Annotated in this window: 16 protein-coding genes; 8 read left to right on the top strand and 8 right to left on the bottom strand. The window is 65.7% G+C overall.

The genetic code is table 11. The features are described from left to right. Positions 1 to 56: 56 nt before the first annotated feature. From ACNFBT_RS15720 to ACNFBT_RS15705, 4 genes are all read right to left on the bottom strand, one after another. Positions 57 to 803, bottom strand: coding sequence for a molecular chaperone (locus ACNFBT_RS15720; protein WP_416750816.1), 747 nt, complete (start codon positions 801 to 803; stop codon positions 57 to 59). Positions 804 to 894: 91 nt separating this feature from the next. After that, positions 895 to 1,434: a fimbrial protein gene (locus tag ACNFBT_RS15715; protein ID WP_416750814.1), complete on the bottom strand. Its 540-nt coding sequence runs from the start codon at positions 1,432 to 1,434 to the stop codon at positions 895 to 897. 325 nt (positions 1,435 to 1,759) lie between these two features. Further along, the gene (locus ACNFBT_RS15710) at positions 1,760 to 2,650 is read right to left on the bottom strand and encodes a bile acid:sodium symporter family protein (protein WP_416750812.1); all 891 of its coding nucleotides are present in this window, start codon (positions 2,648 to 2,650) and stop codon (positions 1,760 to 1,762) included. Positions 2,651 to 3,085: 435 nt separating this feature from the next. Then, complete coding sequence (locus tag ACNFBT_RS15705; RefSeq protein ID WP_416750810.1) at positions 3,086 to 3,847, bottom strand: SDR family oxidoreductase; 762 nt, start codon at positions 3,845 to 3,847, stop codon at positions 3,086 to 3,088. A gap of 226 nt (positions 3,848 to 4,073) precedes the next feature. On the opposite strand from ACNFBT_RS15705, the gene ACNFBT_RS15700 reads away from it, so the two are divergent. Beyond that, entirely contained in the window at positions 4,074 to 5,078 is a 1,005-nt protein-coding gene (locus ACNFBT_RS15700; RefSeq protein WP_416750809.1) for an NADP-dependent oxidoreductase, read from the top strand. Between the two features lie 236 nt (positions 5,079 to 5,314). Next, a complete protein-coding gene (locus tag ACNFBT_RS15695; protein ID WP_416750807.1) occupies positions 5,315 to 7,051 on the top strand; it encodes a SulP family inorganic anion transporter in 1,737 nt (578 codons plus the stop codon). On the opposite strand, the gene ACNFBT_RS15690 is transcribed toward ACNFBT_RS15695, so the two are convergent. After that, positions 7,019 to 8,974 (bottom strand): methyl-accepting chemotaxis protein, encoded by a 1,956-nt coding sequence (locus ACNFBT_RS15690; RefSeq protein ID WP_416750805.1) that lies wholly within the window; start codon positions 8,972 to 8,974, stop codon positions 7,019 to 7,021. The genes ACNFBT_RS15695 and ACNFBT_RS15690 overlap by 33 nt on opposite strands. Positions 8,975 to 9,247: 273 nt before the next feature. Here ACNFBT_RS15690 and ACNFBT_RS15685 point away from each other — a divergent pair, with 273 nt between their 5' ends. Then, the gene (locus ACNFBT_RS15685; RefSeq protein WP_416750803.1) at positions 9,248 to 9,622 is read left to right on the top strand and encodes a hypothetical protein; all 375 of its coding nucleotides are present in this window, start codon (positions 9,248 to 9,250) and stop codon (positions 9,620 to 9,622) included. Between the two features lie 12 nt (positions 9,623 to 9,634). Here ACNFBT_RS15685 and ACNFBT_RS15680 read toward each other — a convergent pair whose 3' ends face one another. Both ACNFBT_RS15680 and ACNFBT_RS15675 read right to left on the bottom strand, forming a co-directional pair. Then, entirely contained in the window at positions 9,635 to 10,243 is a 609-nt protein-coding gene (locus ACNFBT_RS15680; protein WP_416750801.1) for a flavin reductase family protein, read from the bottom strand. An 86-nt stretch (positions 10,244 to 10,329) separates the two neighbouring features. Further along, positions 10,330 to 10,608 carry a hypothetical protein gene (locus ACNFBT_RS15675; protein WP_416750799.1) on the bottom strand — a complete coding sequence of 93 codons (279 nt, stop codon included), beginning with the start codon at positions 10,606 to 10,608 and terminating at the stop codon, positions 10,330 to 10,332. Positions 10,609 to 10,709: 101 nt separating this feature from the next. Between ACNFBT_RS15675 and ACNFBT_RS15670 the strand changes: the two genes are divergently transcribed. Further along, a complete protein-coding gene (locus tag ACNFBT_RS15670; RefSeq protein ID WP_416750798.1) occupies positions 10,710 to 11,057 on the top strand; it encodes a GFA family protein in 348 nt (115 codons plus the stop codon). Positions 11,058 to 11,406: 349 nt separating this feature from the next. Here the strand turns inward: ACNFBT_RS15670 and ACNFBT_RS15665 are convergent, their stop codons facing one another. Then, on the bottom strand, positions 11,407 to 12,426 hold the full coding sequence (locus ACNFBT_RS15665) for a zinc-dependent alcohol dehydrogenase family protein (RefSeq protein WP_416750796.1): 1,020 nt from the start codon (positions 12,424 to 12,426) through the stop codon (positions 11,407 to 11,409). A gap of 314 nt (positions 12,427 to 12,740) precedes the next feature. Between ACNFBT_RS15665 and ACNFBT_RS15660 the strand changes: the two genes are divergently transcribed. The 4 genes from ACNFBT_RS15660 (at position 12,741) to ACNFBT_RS15645 (ending at position 19,926) form a co-directional block, all read left to right on the top strand. Further along, positions 12,741 to 13,655: a LysR family transcriptional regulator gene (locus tag ACNFBT_RS15660; RefSeq protein ID WP_416750794.1), complete on the top strand. Its 915-nt coding sequence runs from the start codon at positions 12,741 to 12,743 to the stop codon at positions 13,653 to 13,655. 341 nt (positions 13,656 to 13,996) lie between these two features. Next, positions 13,997 to 15,232, top strand: coding sequence for a multidrug efflux RND transporter periplasmic adaptor subunit MexE (gene mexE, locus ACNFBT_RS15655; RefSeq protein ID WP_416750792.1), 1,236 nt, complete (start codon positions 13,997 to 13,999; stop codon positions 15,230 to 15,232). 108 nt (positions 15,233 to 15,340) lie between these two features. Next, entirely contained in the window at positions 15,341 to 18,532 is a 3,192-nt protein-coding gene (locus ACNFBT_RS15650) for an efflux RND transporter permease subunit (RefSeq protein ID WP_416750790.1), read from the top strand. Beyond that, complete coding sequence (locus ACNFBT_RS15645) at positions 18,529 to 19,926, top strand: efflux transporter outer membrane subunit (protein ID WP_416750788.1); 1,398 nt, start codon at positions 18,529 to 18,531, stop codon at positions 19,924 to 19,926. The genes ACNFBT_RS15650 and ACNFBT_RS15645 overlap by 4 nt, the downstream gene beginning before the upstream one ends. The last annotated feature ends 178 nt before the right edge of the window (positions 19,927 to 20,104 follow it).

The following is a 20,104-nucleotide window of genomic DNA, read 5'->3' as shown; positions in this document are numbered from 1 at the left end:
CGGCGCAGGGCTGGCTAATGCCGGGCCGGCAGTGGCGGAGGGAGCTGCGCCGGATGTCAGGGCTTCAAGGGCTGGGAGTGCTCGATCATGGCGCCCAGATCGCTGATGCTCGTGTAGTCCACCTTGGCGCCCGAAGCGAGGGCGGCGCTCTTCAACGGCATCACCTTGCGTTCGCCGGGAGCCAGCATGCTGGAGTTGATGTCGAGCGCCGGACTGACGGTCTGCCCGCCTCCGCTTACGCTGACCTTGCCCAGGGATACGTAGTACGGGCTGTCGTTGCGGCACTCCAGTGTCCACTCGGCCCCCTTCTGCTGCAGACGCCACTGCAGCTGCTCGGCCGCAGCCGTGGGGTTGCCCGGTAATCCCGCAGGGCGATAGAAGAGTTTCAAGCGGCTGCGGAAGGCGATCTTCAGCTTGTTCTGCCCTTCGGCCGACGACGGCGGAACCTCCAGCACGTTGAGCCAGAACAGCGACTCCTTGTCTTGCGGCAAGCTCTTCTGCCCGGTGTAACGAACTCGCAGAGCCTGTCCCTTGCTTGGGTCGATCCTGGCGATGGGCGGGGTGAGCACGAAGGGGGCGGCGGAGGTATCGGGTGTCGCCTGGACCGTGCCTTCGTCTATCCACGACTGCACCAGCATGGGTGACTGGCCATCATTGCTCAGCTTGACCGTCACTTCGCGCTGGGCCGCGTCGTAGACCACGCGGGTTCCGGTAATCACGATGGAGGCCTGCGCCTGACCGATCATCAGGCAGGCCGCCATCAGCAGCGCCCCTGCGCGACCACCGAGCAATGTACGTTTCATGTGAACCTCGCGTTGAAAGTGACTATCCAGACTGCACGAGGGCCGATCGTTGCGATGGCCCTCGTGCAGCATTGCCGGTATTGCGCCAGTTTTACGGGTAAACGATCGAGTAGGTCACGCTGGACTTCACCTCACCCGCACTCGGGGTGGCCGAGTTGGAGTAGTACTTCACGGTGAAGGGCATGCTGGCGCCGGCACCCGAGATATTAGTGAATGCCGAAGCCGGTGCAGCACCCAGTTGCAGGGCCGAGCCGTTGCGGAAGATCGCCAGGTCGACTTCCGGCGCGCCGCTGCCGGTGTTCTTCAGGCGGCCCTGGGAGGTGACATTGGCGCCCGGCTCGAAGAATACCGCCACGCCGGGGTTACCGCTGACTTCGCTGCCGGTGCAGCCGGAGAGGTCGATGGTGAAGTTGGTGTCGCCACCGGTGGTGCCGACACCCGCCAGGGAGGTCTTGGAAACAGTCGGCAGGGTGACGGTGCCATCACCGGTACCGGCACCGTTGATCTTGATGGTACAGGTAACGTCCTGCACCTTGCCGTTGAAGTTGATGGTGCCATCGGAGGCCTGGGCCTGATGTACGGAAGCGACCAGGGCAGCCAGGGTAGCGAGGGAGATCAGGGACTTTTTCATTTGCCAGGTTTCCTACATGAGTGAGTGGAACCCAACCACCGTCGTTGGTGGAGGAGATGGGTAGATTCTGGGTTCACCCGCTCACTCGCCCTACCGTAATCCCCCTGTCACTGTGTAGGAAAAATCCTGTTGAAGACCCGCTCGTTCACGCACGAATAGCTGCGCTTTTCCGAGTTAGTTGAGTGAAGTGCCTGTAGGGCGATAAACCCGAAGCGTTATCCGCCGGCGGATTCGTCTCGGCGTTGGGCGCTTCGCGGACAAGGTCCGCTCCTACGAGATCAAGAGCCCATCACCCTCTCCCGGAGGGTGATGGTGAAGTGAAACCTCAGGCCGCCACCCGCTCCGAGGCGGTCTTGGTCATGCCACGGCTCACCCACCAGCCGAAGATGGCGGCGGTGAAGAACATCAATACGCCGTAGATCGCCGCGGGAATCGCCATGGTCTTGTTGTTCAGCAGCATGGGACTGAGCGCCAGGGTGATGGCGAGGGTGCCGTTGTGGATGCCGATTTCCATGCCGATGGCCACGGCCTGCGGCTTGGGTAGCCTGAGCAGGCGCGGCACCCAGTAGCCGACGGCGAGGCTGAGCAGGTTGAAGCACAGCGCCGCCGCGCCGACGATGGGGGCATAGGCGACGAAGGTCGGCCAGTCCTTGGCCACCGCCAGGACGATGATCACCAGCAACAACAGCGCGGACAGGATCTTCACCGGCTTGTGCAGCGCCGCCGCCACGCTCGGCAACTGGCGACGGATGAGCATGCCGATGGCCACCGGGCCAAGGACGATGATGAACACCTGCACCACCTTGCCGAACTGCAGCGGGAGGGTCTGGCCGTCGTTCATGAAGTACAGCAGCGACAGGTTGACGATCAGCGGCATGGTGAGGATGGCGATCACCGAGTTCACCGCGGTCAGCGTGATGTTCAGCGCCACGTCGCCGTGGGCCAGGTGGCTGTAGAGGTTGGCGGTGGTGCCGCCGGGCGCCGCGGCGAGCAGCATCATGCCCACGGCCAGCGCCGCTTCCAGGGCGAAACCCAAGGTGATCAGGAAGCACGCCAGCGGCAGCAGGATGATCTGGCAGACCAGCCCGATGACGACCGGTTTGGGATAGCGCACGACGCGGACGAAATCGGCGATGGTCAGGGACAGGCCAAGGCCGAGCATGATGATGCCCAGGGCGATGGGCATGAAGAGGGTCAGCAAGGGGTCGTTGGTCATTGTCGTTATTCTCCAACCGGGGTGGGCCGATTCTTTCGGTCTCCTGATCGCTTGTAACTGGCCTTGCAGGCCAAAACCACTTCACCCTGTAACAGAATGCGAAATCTTGTAGCGAACGGGCTGGGATCGTGCGGAGCGTGCGTGTGGGACCGAGGGGACGCCCGTTCCTTGCCCGCGAACGGATTTTCCGGCCGCTTTGGCGCCGGGCGGTTCGCGAGCAAGCTCGCGCCTACGGGTGCTTCATGGAAATAGCGGTGCGGGGCTTATCCCCTCACCCCTGCCCTCTCCCCAAGGAGAGGGGGTTGTCCGATGCGGCTGACAGCATGCTGTTCACCTGGAAACACCGCAGTACCAACGCACGCCGAACAGCCCCCTCTCCCGTTGGGAGAGGGCTGGGGTGAGGGAAGGCCCGAGCGCAGGGCTCCCCCGAAACCATCAGATCGCCGTGGCCCCACCATCCACCGGCAGCGCGATGCCGGTGGTGAAGCCGGCGTTGTCGCTGCACAGGTACAGCACGGCGCCGGCAATTTCCTCGACTCGGCCGACACGCCCCACCGGGTGCATGGCGGCGGCGAACTCGGCCTTCTTCGGGTCGGCCTCGTAGGCGCGGCGGAACATGTCGGTGTCGATCACCGCCGGGCACACCGCGTTGATGCGGATTTTCTTCTTCGCGTACTCGATGGCGGCGGACTTGGTCAGGCCGATCACCGCGTGCTTGGAGGCGGCGTAGATGCTCATCTTCGGCGCGGCGCCCAGGCCGGCCACCGAGGCGGTGTTGACGATGGCGCCGCCACCCTGGGCGAGCATCACCGGAATCTGGTGCTTCATGCACAGCCAGACACCCTTCACGTTGACGCCCATGATGGCGTCGAACTCGCTTTCCTCACCCTCGGCAAGCCTGCCCTTCTCGATCTCGATGCCGGCGTTGTTGAAGGCGTAATCCAGGCGGCCATAGGCAGCCACGGTGCCTTCGACCAACGCCTTGACCTCGGCGTCGCGGGTCACGTCGCAGCGGATGAAGGTGGCTTCGCCGCCCGCCGCGCGGATCAGCTCGACGGTGGCCTCGCCGCCCTTGGCGTCGACGTCGGAAACCACGACCTTCACGCCCTCGTGGGCGAAGGCCTGGGCGGTGGCGCGGCCGATGCCGTTGCCGGCACCAGTGACCAGGGCGACCTGGCCGGAAAGCAGCTGACTCATGAGCGAACCTCGAAGCGGAATGGAGATAACCGTCGCAGTCTAGCCAGCGCTCCGCAGGCGCGAAGCACTATCAGACGACGCATAGGCGCTGCATCCATGTCGATGATGATTCCGGAAAGAGGGATCACCCGGACCGATGGGTGATCATTCCTCCGGCGGACTGAGCTTGCCGTCGCCCGCCGCGCGGACTATCACCTAAGTCTTTCCCCTCCATGAGTTCACTGCCATGACCGCCCAGATCAACCGCCAGTTCCAGCTCGCCCAGCGCCCGGTCGGCGCCGCCACCCGCGACACCTTCGCCTACGTGGAAACCCCGGTCGGCGAGCCCGGCCCCGGGCAGATCCTGGTGAAGAACCAGTACCTCTCGCTGGACCCGGCCATGCGCGGCTGGATGAACGACGCCAAGTCCTACATCGCCCCGGTGGCCATCGGCGACGTGATGCGCGCCCTGGGCGTGGGCAAGGTGATCGCCTCGCAACACCCGGACTTCAAGGTCGGCGATGAGGTGAATGGTGCCCTCGGCGTGCAGGACTACTTCCTCGGCGAGCCCAAGGGCTTCTACAAGGTCGACAGCCAGCGCGCGCCGCTGCCGCTGTACCTCTCGGCGCTGGGCATGACCGGCATGACCGCCTACTTCGGCTTCCTCGACGTCGGGTTACCCCAGGCCGGCGACACCGTGGTGGTCTCCGGCGCCGCCGGCGCGGTGGGCAGCGTGGTCGGGCAAATCGCGAAAATCAAAGGTTGCCGCGTGGTGGGCATCGCCGGCGGTGCGGACAAGTGCCGCTACCTGGTGGACGAGCTGGGCTTCGACGGCGCCATCGACTACAAGGCCGAAGACGTCAACGCCGGCCTGAAGCGCGAGTGCCCCAAGGGCGTGAACGTGTTCTTCGACAACGTCGGCGGCGACATCCTCGACGCCGTGCTGGCTCGCCTGGCGCCCAAGGCGCGGGTGGTGATCTGCGGCGCGATCAGCCAGTACAACAACAAGGAAGCGGTGCGCGGCCCGGCCAACTACCTGTCGCTGCTGGTCAACCGCGCGCGCATGGAGGGCATGGTGGTGATGGACTACGCCAGCCGCTTCCCGGAAGGCTTCAAGGACATGGCGAGCTGGATCGCCGAGGGCAAGCTCAAATCGAAGGAGGACATCGTCGAGGGTCTGGAAACCTTCCCCGAAACCCTGGCGAAACTCTTCAGCGGGGAGAACTTCGGCAAGCTGGTGCTGAAGGTCTGACGGGCAGGAATGTAGGGCGTATAACGTTCGACGTTATACGCCGACTCACCTTGGTTTCACGGCGCTCCGGGTTCAACCGCGAAGCTGGTATCAATGCCCGGCGTATCGGCGTACAACCGCGAACGGTTGTACGCCCTACGACACGCCGGCACCTTCTATCTCACTGATTTTCGACAAGCCTCGAGCCCCATTCCATCTAAGCTTGCTCCTTGGTCGTCCCCAAGGAAGATTCACCGATGCCCCTCGCCCAATGGCTGCCCGGTCTGAACAGCCTGTTGCACTATCGCCGTGACTGGCTGACCCGCGATATCCAGGCCGGCCTGTCGGTCGCCGCGGTGCAGATTCCCACCGCCATCGCCTACGCGCAGATCATCGGTTTCCCCGCCCAGGTCGGGCTCTACGCCTGCATCCTGCCGATGCTGATCTACGCCCTGGTGGGCAGTTCGCGGCAGTTGATGGTCGGCCCGGACGCCGCCACCGCCGCCATGGTCGCCGCCGCCATCACACCGCTGGCGGCAGGCGATCCGCAACGCCTGTTGCAGTTGTCGATGATCGTCGCGGTGATGGTCGGCGCGCTGTCCATCGCCGCCGGTTTCGCCCGCGCCGGTTTCGTCGCCAGCTTCCTCTCGCGGCCCACGCTGGTGGGCTATCTCAACGGCATTGGCCTGAGCCTGATCGCCGGCCAGCTCGGCAAACTGCTGGGCTACCACAGCGAAACCAGCGGCTTCATCCGTGGCCTGGTCGCCCTGCTGCGCAACCTCGAAGCCACCCACCTGCCGACGCTGGCCCTGGGCGCCTCCACGCTGCTGTTGATGATCGTCCTGCCGCGCTTCTTCCCGAAGATCCCCGGCGCCCTGGTCGGCGTGCTGTTCGCCACCCTGGCGGCGGCGCTGCTGGGGCTCGACCAGTACGGCATCAAACTGCTCGGCGAAGTACCCCAGGGCCTGCCCACGCTGAGCCTGCCGCACACCACCATCGAGGAGATGGGCAGCCTGTTCCGCGATGCCATGGGCATCACCATCATCAGCTTCTGCAGCGCCATGCTCACCGCGCGCAGCTTCGCCGCCCGCCACGGCTACAGCATCGACGCCAACCACGAGTTCATGGCGCTGGGCATGGCCAATATCGGCGCCGGGATTTCCCAGGGCTTCGTGATCAGCGGCGCCGACTCGCGCACCGCGGTGAACGACATGGTCGGCGGCAAGAGCCAGATGGTCGGCGTAGTCGCCGCCCTGGTGATTGGTGTGATCCTGCTGCTGTTCAGCAAGCCGCTGGGCTGGGTGCCGGTGCCCGCGCTGGGCGCGGTGCTGCTGATGGCCGGCTGGGGCCTGATCGACTTCCGCGCCCTGCGCGGTTTCTGGAACCTGAGCCGGTTCGAGTTCGCCCTGTGCGTGCTGACCACGGTGGGTGTGCTCAGCGTCGGCGTGCTGCCGGGCATCTTCGTCGCCATCATGCTCGCCCTGCTGCGCCTGCTCTATCTCACCTATCGCCCCCATGATGCGGTGCTGGGCTGGGTGCACGGCATCGACGGCCAGGTGGAGCTGGAACAGTACCCCGACGCGCACACCTTGCCGGGCCTGGTGATCTATCGCTTCGACGCGCCGCTGCTGTTCTTCAACGCCGACTACTTCAAGCAGCGCCTGCTGGAGGTGGTGGCCGAGGCGCACCAGCCGCGCGCGGTGCTGCTCAACGCCGAGGGCATCCTCAACCTGGACATCAGCGGCCTGACGACCTTGCGCGAAGTGCAGCAGACGCTCGATGCCCAGGGCGTGCACCTGTCACTGGCGCGGGTCACCGGCGAGACGCTGGCGATGCTCAAGCGCTCCGGTGCGCTGGGCGAGGTGAAGCCGCCGCTGGTGTTCAGCTCGGTGCGCGCCGGGGTCAACGCCTACAAGCGCTGGCACCGCCAGCGCAAGGCGCAGAACACCTGGGAACAGCACTTACAGCCGAAACTGCCCGACCAGCCCCTGTAGCTCGCGGCTGAGCTGCGCCAGCTCGACGCTGGAGGAGGCGGTGGACTCCATGGCCTGAGCCGATTCGTCGGCGATGCCACGGATGCTGCTGACGCTGCGGCTGATCTCCTCGGCCACCGCGCTCTGCTGCTCGGACGCGGCGGCAATCTGCTGGTTCATCTGGTGGATCACCGCCACCGCCGAGGCGATGGTGCCCAGCGCCGCCTCGGTCTGCACCGCATCGCCAACGGTCATTTCCACCAGCGCATGGCTGCGCTGCATGCGCTGCACCGAGGTGGCGGCGTCGCTCTGCAGGGACGTGATCAGGCCTTCGATTTCGGCGGTGGATTGCTGGGTGCGCCGCGCCAGGGCCCGCACTTCATCGGCGACCACGGCGAAACCGCGCCCCTGCTCGCCCGCCCTCGCGGCCTCGATGGCGGCGTTGAGGGCAAGCAGGTTGGTCTGCTCGGCGACGCTCTTGATCACGTCGAGCACGCTGCCGATGCTCTGGCTCTCGCGGCCGAGCTGTTCGATGCTCTGGGTGGCGGTGCGCACCGCCTCGGCCAACTGCTCGATGCGGCCAAGGGTCTGGCGTACCACCTCCTGCCCGCTGGCCACCTTGCCGTCGGCCTGTTCGGCGGAACTGGCGGCCTCTTCGGCGTTGCGCGCCACGTCGTGCACGGTGGCGGCCATCTGGTTCATCGCGGTGGCCACCTGGTCGGTCTCGGCCTTCTGCGTGTTCACGCCGAACTGGGTGCGCTCGGTAACGCCGGACAATGCCTGCGCCGACGCGGTGATCTGTCCGACGCCGTCGCGCAGGCGACTGACGATACCGCGCAGGCTGTCGGACATGCTCGCCACGGCCAGCATCAATTGGCCCACCTCGTCCTTGCGCCGCACCTCGATGGTGGCGCTCAGATCGCCCTCGGCGATGCGGCTGGCCATGCCGATCACCTGGCGCAGCGGACGCACGATCATCCAGGTGATAAGCAGCGCCGCCAGCGCCCCCACCAGCAGCGCCAGCGCCGCCGAACCGAGGATCAGCCCGGCGTTGGTGCGCAGCCCGGCGAGCATGGCCGATTGCTGCGCGGCATAAGCGTCGTCCACCCGCTGCATGACCTGGTCCGCGCGCTCACGCATCTGCGCGTGAACCTGCTTTTCCTGCTGCAGGGCGGCGGTGTACTCGTCGAGCTTCTCGACGAAGGCGTTGATATTGGTGACCACGTCCTTGAGCACCGTCACGTAGGTCGGATCAGTGATGCTCGCCTGCAATTTGCTGGAAAGCTCCAGCGCCTCGGCGGCGGACTTGATGCGGCCATCGGCGGGCTTCTCCTCGCCACCGGCTTCCAGGCGCGAGCGGGCCTCGTTGAGCCCCTGCAGCACCAGGCGGGACAACTGGCTGACCTGGCCGGCCTGCTGCAACAGTTCCTCGCCCTTCTGTCCCTGGGACTCCTTCAGCTCATAGGCGCCGTCGTCGGCGAGGCTCGATTGCAGGATGTCCAGGCTGTTGGACGCGCCGCTCACCGACCAGCTTGCGGCATCCAGCGACAGGCGCCGGCTCTTGCTGGACTGCTCGAAGCGATCGAAGGCGGCCAGGTAGTCCGCGATGCCCTGCTCCACCTGCGTCATGGTCGCCGCCTGTTCGGGCAGCGCCTTGAGCCGCGTCACCCGCTCGCCCAGCTGCGCGGCGTGCTTGCGCAGGTCCTCCGCGGCCTTGGGGTTGCCGTCGAGCACGAAGTCCTTCTCGCGCAGGCGCATCTCCAGTACCGAACGGTTGATCGCCGACAGGTCGTTGAGCAGTTCGAAGCGCTGGGAGATCGAACGCAGCGAGGCGACGCCGATCGCCGCCACCAGCGCCGTCAACAACAGCACCAGGCCGAATCCGATGGCCAGTTTCTTCGCCGTTCCCATATCGGCCAGACGTCGTTGCACGAACGCAACCATGGCATCTCCCCCTCCCCTGCGTGCAGGCGGTCCTTCGGTACGAAGGCCTCCTGTTCGTTGTCGTCATTTTTTCGAGGAACATTAGGAGCGCCGTCGGACGCTGGATAGAGTCCGGGGCGGTGATGGCACCGTGATGCTGCTGACGGATATGTGCAGGTCGCATCCAGAACACTGACAGGAGTTTTCAGACACAACCTGCGGACAACGCCGACAGCGCCGCCCCAGGGCCACGGGGCAAATTCCGACACCTCTGCTTTGAACCGAGGTGCGCGAATGAATGCCTGCTATCGACTGGTCCTGCAGCGTCCGATCGCCGGATTCGCCGCCGAACTGCAATTGCCGGAGCTGTACCGCGAACAGCAGCGGATCGACCCCTGGCTGAAAAAACGGATGTTGCCGGCGATCGCACGCTTCCTCTGCCCCTTCGAATGCGACGAGGCCAAGGGCGAACGGCTCGACTGCTGGTTCGACGCCGACAGCGGCCGGAGCCTGGTGCAAGCCATCCTCGGCCTGATCCAGGAGCTGGCGCTGGAGTTCGCCGACCGCCCCGCCCTGCTGCGGGAGCTGTTCGCCCTGGGCGAGCGGTTGGATGCGGCGAGGCTCAGCGACAACCGCTGGCATCTGGGCCTTGCGCTGGAGTTCGCCTGACGGGACGGTGGGTTATTTGGGGCGAATCATGTTGAAGGTGTCGCGTGTGTAGCTGTACTGGGTTCCGCCCAGGCGCCCGACCAGGTCCAGCTTCGCCGGATCGACATGGCGCTCGTCGCGCATCACGCCGTCGTCGACATGCGCCAGCAGCACGCGGGCGAAGATCAGGTAGGCACTGGGCTTGTCCGCCGGATAGGGAATGATCTCGGCCAGTTGGCACTCGAAGGCTACCGGCGCGCCGACCACGCGCGGCGGCGCCACGCGCTCGCTGGGCACGGTCGCGATGCCGGCATGTTCGATCTCGCTGACGCCGTGGGGCAGCCAGGCGGCGGTGGCGTTCATCATCTCAGCCTGAGCGGCGCTGACCAGGTGGATTACCAGCTCGCCGGTCTCGCGAACGTTGTGCAGGGTGTCCTTCACGCTGCCATCGCCACGCACGCTGGTGTTGACCATCAGGGTCGGCGGCTCGTCGCTGATGACCTGGAAGAAGCTGAACGGTGCGAGGTTGCTGGTGCCTTCGGCGGACAGCGTGGATACCCAGGCAATCGGGCGCGGGGTGACGGTGGAGGCCAGCCAACGGTAGGCGTCGGCAGGCGCGAGGGTGCTGAAATCGAGTTGCATGCGAGGATCCCCTGACTGCCGGACGGATCGATGCGTCCGTCCGCCCGGCGATTATGCCCGCGCCAGAGGCTCCCTACACGTCAGCATCAACGTCCGGCGCGGGATTCCTTGATGTAGAAACGCGCCTTGCTGGCCTTGTCGAGGCAGCCACCGTAGGACTCGACCTGTTGCTCGGTCTTGGCGGCGGTGATCAGGGTCAGTGCCTTGGAATAGCTCACGGTTCCGGCGAAGCCTTCAGCCTTGGCCAGGTCCAGCTCCTTCCAGGCCGCGTTGAGTTCGCTGGCGCAGCTGTCGCGGTCAACCGTGGTGCCCGAGCAGCCGGCCAGCAGCAGGCTGGCGGCGAGTGCAGCATAAAGTGCCTTCATGACGACCTCCTAGGTTGTGCAGGCGCCTTCCAGCTTAGACGGCCCTGGCCGCCCGCGCCGGACTACACTGCCTGTTCGTTCACTCCACAAGGAGCATGATCATGCTGTATCACGGAAGCTGCCACTGCGGCGGCATCGCCTTCGAGGTCGAAGGCGAGGTCGGCGAAGTCACCCAGTGCAACTGCTCGATCTGCAGCCGGAGGGGTTCGCTGCTCTGGTTCGTGCCCCGGGACAAGCTGCGCCTGACCACGCCGGAAAGCGCCATGAGCACCTACACCTTCAGGACCCACCGCATCAAGCACCACTTCTGCCCCACCTGCGGCTGTGCACCTTTTGCGGATGGGGCGATGCCCGACGGCAGCCCGATCGCCGCGATCAACGTGCGTTGCCTGCCGGAGGTGGATGTGAGCGGGCTGAAGGTTCGCCAGTACGATGGCAAGAGCGTGTAGCCGGAAGAACATGAGGCTCGCCTTGCAGGCGCTTATCACGGATCAATAGTCCCCTCACCCTAACCCTCTCCCAGTGGGAGAGGGGACAGCGCGGTGAGAGAGGAACCCGAGGCGTCAGCCGGCTACATCGTCGATGTTGCCAGAGTACACCGACACTTCCAGCGGCCCCGAACAGCTCCCTCTCCCTCTGGGAGAGGGCTGGGGTGAGGGCAACCCCCGCGCCGACTCTTCCCGTAGGAGCAGAGCTTCTCCGCGATCACAGGCGCCAGCCCATCGCCCCCGGCGCAGGAAAATGGCGGGCACAAAAAAGCCACTCCGAAGAGTGGCTTTTTCAGCTACCGATGACGGATCACTCCGGCATCTTCATCACCACACGGCCACCGCCCGGGCAGGTTTCCATGTAGTAGTTGGCGTCGCGGTACTGGGCGAAGTCGAACACCCGGTCGATGCTCGGCTTGAGCAGCTGGTCGGCGGTCATCTGGTTGATCGCGGTCAGCGCCCGCTGCACGGCTTCGTCGTTGCGGGTCAGGCCGATCTCCGGCTGGCCGGTGAAGTCCAGTACGCAGTGACGATAGAACTGCAGGTGCTTCTTGAACGCCGCACAGGCCGGGAAGGCCGCGTCGTTGCCGCCGTTGATGCCGTAGAGGATCAGCTTGCCGCGCGGCGCGGCCACGTCACCCAGCAGCTTCATCTGCGGGCCGGCGCACTGGTCGAGGACGATCTCCACGCCCTCATCCTTGGTGAAGCGCTCGACTTCCAGCACCAGGTCCTGTTCCTCGGTGTAGATGATCTTGTCCGCCCCCAGGCCCTTGAGGAACTCGCGGGTTTCCTCGGAGCTGGTGGTGGCGATCACCTGGGCGCCAAGAGCCTTGGCCAGTTGCACGGCCTGCGGAGCCAGGCAGTGGCCGGCCTCGGTAATCAGCACGCGCTGGCCCGGCTTGATCTGCGCCAGTTCCACCAGCGCGAAGTAGGAATACAGCAAGCCGGTGTAGTGCACGGCGGCTTCGACCGGGCTCAGTACCTCGGGGTAGCGCGTCAGCGAAGTGCGCGGCAGGACGACGTGGTCGCCCCAGGCCGGGTACTGGTTCGGCGAGTTGGCCGGGAAGCTGGCCACCGGGGTGCCGGGTTCGAGGTCGTCGACCCCTTCGCCCACGGCTTCGACGATGCCGGAGAGTTCATAACCGATGCCCGCCGGCAGCTTGGCCTGATCCGGGGCGAGGTTCTGCCGCCAGAGCACGTCGCGCCAACTGACGCCCAGTGCCTGGGTACGGATCAGCACTTCACCCGGCCCCGGTTGCGGGGTCGGCATTTCCTCGATCTTCAGGACCGAGGCGTCACCGAACTGGTGGAAACGGATCATGCGGGACATCACATACCTCGCCTTTTAATGTCTCTATAGCCACGGACTCTATCCGGGCTTTGGGGGCGACACCACCGTTCACCGTTGATAATTGACATAAACAGCGATGATTCCGCACCGGCGCAAACGCTAGCCCGACGCGGCCCGTAGGCTCTGCGCCGGGTGTTTGCCAGGGCACGCAGGGCGATTTTGCGGCTCGATCGGGAGTACAGGGCCGGTGTACGATTCTCGATAAAAAAGTGGAAATTGATCAAGGACTTATCTGTCAGACTTGACTCAAGTCGCGTCGGGCTTCACTTTTCCCCCATCGCCAGGGAGCCTTCATGAATCGCAACGACCTCCGCAAGGTTGACCTCAACCTGTTGATCGTTTTCGAGACGCTGATGCACGAGCGCAGCGTGACCCGCGCCGCCGAGAAGCTGTTCCTCGGCCAGCCGGCGATCAGCGCGGCCCTGGCACGCCTGCGCAGTCTGTTCGACGACCCGCTGTTCGTCCGCACCGGGCGCAGCATGGAGCCCACAGCTCGGGCCCAGGAAATCTTCGGCCACCTCTCCCCCGCACTGGACTCAATCTCCACCGCCCTGAGCCGCGCCGCCGATTTCGACCCGGCCACCAGCAAGGCGGTGTTCCGCATCGGCCTGTCCGATGATGTGGAATTCGGCCTGCTGCCGCCGCTGCTGCGCCGCCTGCGTTCGGAGGCACCGGGCATCACCCTGGTGGTGCGCCGCGCCAACTACCTGCTGATGCCGCAGCTGCTGGCCTCCGGGGAAATCTCCGTGGGCGTGAGCTACACCGACGAGCTGCCAGCCAACGCCAAACGCAAGACCCTGCGTCGCAGCACCTGGAAGGTCCTGCGCGCCGATTCGATTCCCGGCACTCTGACCCTCGACGATTACTGCGCGCGCCCGCACGCGCTGGTGTCCTATGCGGGCGACCTGGACGGTTTCGTCGACCAGACCCTGGCCGAGATGGACCGCAAGCGCCAGGTGGTGCTGGCGGTGCCGCAGTTCGTCGGTCTCGCCCAGTTGCTGGCCAGCACCGACATCCTCGCCACCGTGCCCGAATATGTGGCGCTCGCCCTGACCGCCGCTGGCGGCCTGCGCGCCGAAGAGCCGCCCTTCCCCACCCGCCTGGCCGAGCTGTCGATGGTCTGGCGCGGCGCCCAGGACAACGACCCGGCCGAACGCTGGCTGCGCTCGCGCATCACCATGTTCGTGGGTGATCCGGACAGTCTCTGAACCAACCGTCCGCATGAACGTAGGGCGTACAACCGTTCGCGGTTGTACGCCGACTCACCGTGCCGGCCAGCGGCTCCGGGGCCAGGCTCGAAGCGCCCTGGAACCAAGGCCAATCGGCGTATAACGCGGAGCGTTATACGCCCTACGGGTTCAGCACCGTGCCACCTCCGGGCAATCCTCGTGCCCACCTCCTCTATCGATTGATGCGTATGACGCAAGGGCATTTATCACTCCACGTGATAATCAAAATTTTCCCGTTCGATTAGTTCCCGAGCGTCACCGAACGCAGACTCCGCTCCATCAGAAGTCCCAAAACCAATTAGAACGGTGGAGTCTTTTCCATGGAGCGAAATCTAAAAACCTTGCGTATTCCGCTGGCGCTCGCCGCCGTGCTGGTGCTCAGCGCCTGCGGTAAGGGCCAGGATGCGGCGCAGAACATGCCCGCGCCCAAGGTCAGCGTGGCGGAAGTCATCGAACAGTCGATCAACGAATGGGACGAGTTCACCGGCCGCCTGGAAGCTCCGGAGTCCGTCGAACTGCGCCCGCGCGTCTCCGGCTACATCGACCGCGTAGCCTTCCGCGAAGGCGCGCTGGTGAAGAAAGGCGACCTGCTGTTCCAGATCGACCCGCGCCCGTTCGAGGCCGAAGTCCATCGCCTGGAAGCCCAGCTGCAACAGGCCCGCGCCAACCAGACCCGCACCGTTAACGAAGCCGCCCGTGGCGAGCGCCTGCGCGCCACCAACGCCATCTCCGCAGAACTGGCCGACGCCCGCAGCGCCGCCGCCACCGAAGCGAAAGCCGTGGTCGCCGCGACCCAGGCGGAACTGGACAACGCCCGCCTTAACCTGTCGTTCACCCAGGTCACGGCGCCCATCGACGGCCGCGTCTCCCGCGCCGAAGTCACCGCCGGCAACCTGGTGAACAGCGGCCAGACCCTGCTCACCACCCTGGTCTCCACCGACAAGGTCTACGCCTACTTCGACGCCGACGAGCGCGTCTACCTCAAGTACGTGGACCTGGCCCGCAACGGCGGCCCGGACGCCCGCGGCAGCAGCCCGGTGTACCTGGGCCTGACCGGCGAGGACGGCTTCCCCCACGAGGGCAAGCTGGACTTCCTGGACAACCAGGTGAACCCCAAGACCGGCACCATCCGCGGCCGCGCCGTGTTCGACAACGACGCCAACCAGTTCACCCCCGGCCTGTACGCCCGCATCAAGCTGGTCGGCAGCGGCACCTACCCCGCCGCGCTGATCAAGGACGACGCGGTCGGCACCGACCTTGGCAAGAAGTTCGTGCTGGTGATGGACAAGGACAGCAAGGTGCAATACCGCAGCATCGAGCTGGGTCCGAAGCTGGAAGGCCTGCGCATCGTCCGCAACGGCCTGGCCAAGGGTGACCGCATCGTGGTCAACGGCCTGCAGCGGGTCCGCCCCGGCGCCCAGGTCGATGCGCAGAACGTCGAAATGGCCAGCCAGGCCACCCTCGCCACCCTCGCACGCCAGCGCCAGGCCCTGGCCCAGAGCGAAGCGCCGAAGGTCGCCGAGAAGTCCGCCAGGCCGAGCGCGCCGCGCGGCTGACACCTTCCCTGTCTTGAAAGAGTGATGTCCCAGGCCCTGTTCCCGCAGGGCCTCGGGTGACCTTTGTCCCGGGTTTGGCGAACGATGCGTTCGCGACAGGAACCAGCCATGAACTTTTCGCAATTCTTCATCCAGCGGCCGATCTTCGCCGCCGTGCTTTCGCTGATCATCCTGATCGGCGGGGCCATCTCGCTGTTCCAGCTGCCGATCAGCGAATACCCCGAAGTGGTGCCGCCCACCGTGGTGGTACGCGCCAACTTCCCCGGTGCCAACCCCAAGGTGATCGGCGAGACCGTCGCGGCGCCCCTGGAGCAGGCCATCACCGGCGTCGAGAACATGCTCTACATGTCCTCGCAGTCCACCGCCGACGGCAAGATGACCCTGACCATCACCTTCGCCCTGGGCACCAACCTGGACAACGCGCAGGTGCAGGTGCAGAACCGCGTGACCCGCACCGAGCCCAAGCTGCCGGAAGAAGTCACCCGCATCGGCATCACCGTCGACAAGGCCTCGCCCGACCTGACCATGGTCGTGCACCTGACCTCGCCGGATAACCGCTACGACATGCTCTACCTGTCCAACTACGCCATCCTCAACATCAAGGACGAGCTGGCGCGCCTGGACGGCGTAGGCGACGTGCAGCTGTTCGGCATGGGCGACTATTCCCTGCGCGTGTGGCTGGACCCGAACAAGATCGCCTCGCGCAACCTGACCGCCAGCGACGTGGTCAACGCCATCCGCGAGCAGAACCGCCAGGTCGCCGCCGGCTCCCTCGGTGCGCCGCCTGCGCCGAATGCCACCAGCTTCCAGCTGTCGATCAACACCCAGGGACGCCTGGTCAGCGAGGAAGAGTTCGAGAACATCATCATCCGCAGCGGCCCGGACGGCGAGATCACCCGCCTGAAGGACATCGCCCGCGTCGAGCTCGGCTCCAGCCAGTACGCCCTGCGCTCGCTGCTGGACAACCAGCCGGCGGTCGCCATCCCGATTTTCCAGCGTCCCGGCTCCAACGCCATCGCCATCTCCAACGAGGTGCGCGAGAAGATGGCCGAGCTGAAGAAGAACTTCCCCCAGGGCGTGGACTACTCCATCGTCTATGACCCGACCATCTTCGTCCGCGGCTCCATCGAGGCGGTGGTGCACACCCTGTTCGAAGCCCTGGTGCTGGTGGTGCTGGTGGTGGTGCTGTTCCTGCAGACCTGGCGCGCCTCGATCATCCCGCTGGCCGCCGTGCCGGTGTCGCTGATCGGCACCTTCGCGGTGATGCATGCCTTCGGCTTCTCGCTCAACGCGCTATCGCTGTTCGGCCTGGTGCTGGCCATCGGTATCGTGGTGGACGACGCCATCGTGGTGGTGGAGAACGTCGAGCGGAACATCGGGCTGGGGCTCACCCCCATCGAAGCCACGAAGCGCGCCATGCGCGAAGTGACCGGGCCGATCATCGCCACCGCCCTGGTGCTGTGCGCCGTGTTCGTGCCGACCGCCTTCATCTCCGGCCTCACCGGGCAGTTCTACCGGCAATTCGCGCTGACCATCGCCATCTCCACGGTGATCTCCGCGTTCAACTCGCTGACCCTGTCGCCGGCGCTGGCCGCCGTGCTGCTCAAGGGGCACCACGAGCCGAAGGACCGCTTCTCGGTACTGCTGGACACACTGCTGGGCAGCTGGCTGTTCCGTCCGTTCAACCGCTTCTTCGACCGCGCCAGCCACGGCTATGTCGGCACCGTCACCCGCGTGCTGCGTGGCAGTTCGATCGCGCTGATCCTCTACGCGGGGCTGATCGGCCTGACCTACCTGGGCTTCTCCAGCACCCCGACCGGCTTCGTGCCGCAGCAGGACAAGCAGTACCTGGTGGCCTTCGCCCAGTTGCCCGACGCGGCCACGCTGGACCGCACCGAAGCGGTGATCAAGCGCATGTCCGACATTGCCAACAAGCACCCGGGCATCGAGCACACCGTGGCCTTCCCCGGCCTGTCGATCAACGGCTTCACCAACAGCCCCAACAGCGGCATCGTCTTCACACCGCTGAAGGACTTCGACCAGCGCAAGGGCCCGGGCATGTCCGCCAATGAGATCGCCGCCGAGCTGAACAAGCAGTTCGCCGACATCCAGGACGCCTACATCGCCATCTTCCCGCCGCCGCCGGTACAGGGGCTGGGCACCATCGGCGGCTTCCGCCTGCAGGTGGAGGACCGTGGCAACCTGGGTTACGAGGAGCTGTACAACCAGACCCAGAACATCCTCAACAAGGCCCGTGCGCTGCCCGAGCTCAACCCCATGTCGGTGTTCACCAGCTACCAGGTGAACGTGCCGCAGGTGGATGCCGCCATCGACCGCGAGAAGGCCAAGACCCACGGCGTGGCGATCAGCGATATCTTCGACACCCTGCAGGTCTACCTGGGTTCGCTGTACACCAACGACTTCAACCGCTTCGGCCGCACCTACCAGGTGAACGTCCAGGCTGACCAGAAGTTCCGCCTGGAGCCCGAGCAGATCGGTCAGTTGAAGGTGCGCAACAACCAGGGCGAGATGGTCCCGCTGGCCACCTTCATCAAGATCAGCGACACCGCAGGCCCCGACCGGGTGATGCACTACAACGGCTTCATCACCGCCGAGATCAACGGCGCCGCCGCGCCGGGCTACAGCTCCGGCCAGGCGGAGGCGGCGATCGAGAAGCTGCTGAAGCAGGAACTGCCCAACGGCATGACCTACGAGTGGACCGACCTGACCTACCAGCAGATCCTCGCCGGCAACACCGCGGTGTTCGTCTTCCCGCTCTGCGTGCTGCTCGCCTTCCTGGTGCTGGCGGCGCTGTACGAGAGCTGGGGCCTGCCGCTGGCGGTGATCCTGATCGTGCCGATGACCCTGCTGTCGGCCATCACCGGCGTGATCCTGTCCGGCGGCGACAACAACATCTTCACCCAGATCGGCCTGATCGTGCTGGTGGGCCTGGCGTGCAAGAACGCGATCCTGATCGTCGAGTTCGCCAAGGACAAACAGGACGAAGGCATGGACCGCCTGAGCGCGGTACTGGAAGCCTGCCGCCTGCGTCTGCGGCCGATCCTGATGACCTCCATCGCCTTCATCATGGGAGTGGTGCCCCTGGTGCTGTCGTCCGGCGCCGGCGCCGAAATGCGCCATGCCATGGGTGTCGCGGTGTTCTCCGGGATGCTCGGCGTGACCTTCTTCGGCCTGCTGCTGACCCCGGTCTTCTATGTGCTGATCCGTCGCGTCATGGAAGCCCGTGAAGCGAAGAAACAAGCGCGTGCCACCCTGACCCACGAGGCGCATTCGGTATGAAATTGAAACTCTTCGCCCCTGCCCTGCTCGCGCTGGCCCTCAGCGCCTGCATGGTCGGCCCCGACTACCAGAAGCCGGACACCGCGCCGGCTCGGCTGGACAGCAACGCCCAGGCCAAGGACTACGACCGTACGCGTTACGAAGACGCCTGGTGGAAGCAGTTCGACGACCCGGTGCTGATTCAACTGGTCGATCAGGTCCTGAAGGAAAACCGCGAACTGCGCGTGGCCTATGACCGCGTGCTGGCCTCGCGGGCGATCCGCGACGACGTCGCCAACGACCGCTTCCCCACCGTCACCAGCCGCGCCTCCGCGCAGATCGGCAAGGGCCAGGTGCCGGGGCAGACCGATGACCGGGTCAACCAGGAGCGTTACGACCTGGGCCTGGACATGATCTGGGAAGTCGACCTGTTCGGCCGCGTGCGCCGCGAGCTGGAGTCCAGCGATGCCCTGAGCGACGCTGCGCTGGCCGACCTGCAGCAACTGCAGGTCAGCCTGATCGCCGAGCTGGCCGATGCCTATGGGCAACTGCGCGGCGCGCAGCTGCGCGAAAGCATCGCCAAGAGCAACCTGGAGAACCAGCGCGAGTCCCGCGACCTGACCATCCAGCTGCGCGATGCCGGCGTGGGCAACGAACTGGACGTGCAGCGTGCCGAAGCGCGCCTGGCCGCCACCGAAGCCAGCGTGCCGCAACTGCAGGCCGAGGAGGTCCGGCAGAAGAACCGCATCGCCACCCTCCTAGGCCAGCGCCCGGACGCACTGAGCGTGGACCTGTCGCCCAAGCAGCTGCCGGCCATCGCCAAGGCCCTGCCGATCGGCGACCCGGGCGAACTGCTGCGCCGCCGCCCGGACATCGCCGCCGCCGAACGCCGCCTGGCCTCCGCCACAGCGGACGTGGGCGTGGCCACCGCCGACCTGTTCCCGAAAGTCAGCCTTGGCGGCTTCCTCGGCTTCACCGCCGGGCGCGGCTCGCAGATCGGCTCGGCCGCCGCCAATGCCTGGGGCGTCGCCCCGAGCATCACCTGGGCGGCTTTCGACCTGGGCAGTGTGCGGGCCCGCCTGCGGGCATCCAAGGCCGACGCCGACGCGGCCCTGGCGACCTACGAACAACAGGTCCTGCTGGCGCTGGAGGAATCGTCCAACGCCTTCAGCGACTATGGCAAGCGCCAGCAGCGCCTTGTCTCGCTGGTGCGCCAGTCCGAGGCCAGCCGCAACGCTGCGCAGCAGGCCGGCCAGCAGTACCGCGAAGGTACCGTGGACTTCCTCAACCTGCTGGACGCCGAACGCGAACAGCTGGCCGCCGAAGACGCCCAGGCGCTGGCGGAAGTGGACGTGTATCGCGGCATCGTCGCCATCTACAAGGCCCTGGGCGGCGGCTGGCAGCCCTCGGCCTGATCGTTTCCTCTCCCGGTCGAGACAATCTCGACCTTCTAGCCCTGCGGTCTGAGCTCCGGACCGTGGGGCTTTTTTATGGGCGATCCGCGCCGCTCCCATAAACGGAACATGATGAGTTTCCAGACTCTGCCAGATACTGATGTATGGATCGGTATTTTCCGATAGCGATAGGAAATGC

It is taken from the genome of Pseudomonas sp. NY15181 (assembly GCF_048068055.1).
GTDB lineage: Bacteria > Pseudomonadota > Gammaproteobacteria > Pseudomonadales > Pseudomonadaceae > Pseudomonas.
The sequence above is the reverse complement of the archived record's forward strand: the minus strand, read 5'-3'. Positions and strand labels throughout refer to the sequence as shown.

Bases quoted from the DNA above. Each gene is read 5' to 3' on its own strand.
- ACNFBT_RS15705 (WP_416750810.1), bottom strand. From the start codon at position 3,847: ATGAGTCAGCTGCTTTCCGGCCAGGTCGCCCTGGTCACTGGTGCCGGC.
- ACNFBT_RS15670 (WP_416750798.1), top strand. From the start codon at position 10,710: ATGCTGTATCACGGAAGCTGCCACTGCGGCGGCATCGCCTTCGAGGTC.
- ACNFBT_RS15650 (WP_416750790.1), top strand. From the start codon at position 15,341: ATGAACTTTTCGCAATTCTTCATCCAGCGGCCGATCTTCGCCGCCGTG.
- ACNFBT_RS15710 (WP_416750812.1), bottom strand. From the start codon at position 2,650: ATGACCAACGACCCCTTGCTGACCCTCTTCATGCCCATCGCCCTGGGC.
- ACNFBT_RS15645 (WP_416750788.1), top strand. From the start codon at position 18,529: ATGAAATTGAAACTCTTCGCCCCTGCCCTGCTCGCGCTGGCCCTCAGC.
- ACNFBT_RS15665 (WP_416750796.1), bottom strand. From the start codon at position 12,426: ATGTCCCGCATGATCCGTTTCCACCAGTTCGGTGACGCCTCGGTCCTG.
- ACNFBT_RS15660 (WP_416750794.1), top strand. From the start codon at position 12,741: ATGAATCGCAACGACCTCCGCAAGGTTGACCTCAACCTGTTGATCGTT.
- ACNFBT_RS15690 (WP_416750805.1), bottom strand. From the start codon at position 8,974: ATGGTTGCGTTCGTGCAACGACGTCTGGCCGATATGGGAACGGCGAAG.
- ACNFBT_RS15680 (WP_416750801.1), bottom strand. From the start codon at position 10,243: ATGCAACTCGATTTCAGCACCCTCGCGCCTGCCGACGCCTACCGTTGG.
- ACNFBT_RS15700 (WP_416750809.1), top strand. From the start codon at position 4,074: ATGACCGCCCAGATCAACCGCCAGTTCCAGCTCGCCCAGCGCCCGGTC.
- ACNFBT_RS15695 (WP_416750807.1), top strand. From the start codon at position 5,315: ATGCCCCTCGCCCAATGGCTGCCCGGTCTGAACAGCCTGTTGCACTAT.
- ACNFBT_RS15675 (WP_416750799.1), bottom strand. From the start codon at position 10,608: ATGAAGGCACTTTATGCTGCACTCGCCGCCAGCCTGCTGCTGGCCGGC.
- ACNFBT_RS15720 (WP_416750816.1), bottom strand. From the start codon at position 803: ATGAAACGTACATTGCTCGGTGGTCGCGCAGGGGCGCTGCTGATGGCG.
- mexE (WP_416750792.1), top strand. From the start codon at position 13,997: ATGGAGCGAAATCTAAAAACCTTGCGTATTCCGCTGGCGCTCGCCGCC.
- ACNFBT_RS15715 (WP_416750814.1), bottom strand. From the start codon at position 1,434: ATGAAAAAGTCCCTGATCTCCCTCGCTACCCTGGCTGCCCTGGTCGCT.
- ACNFBT_RS15685 (WP_416750803.1), top strand. From the start codon at position 9,248: ATGAATGCCTGCTATCGACTGGTCCTGCAGCGTCCGATCGCCGGATTC.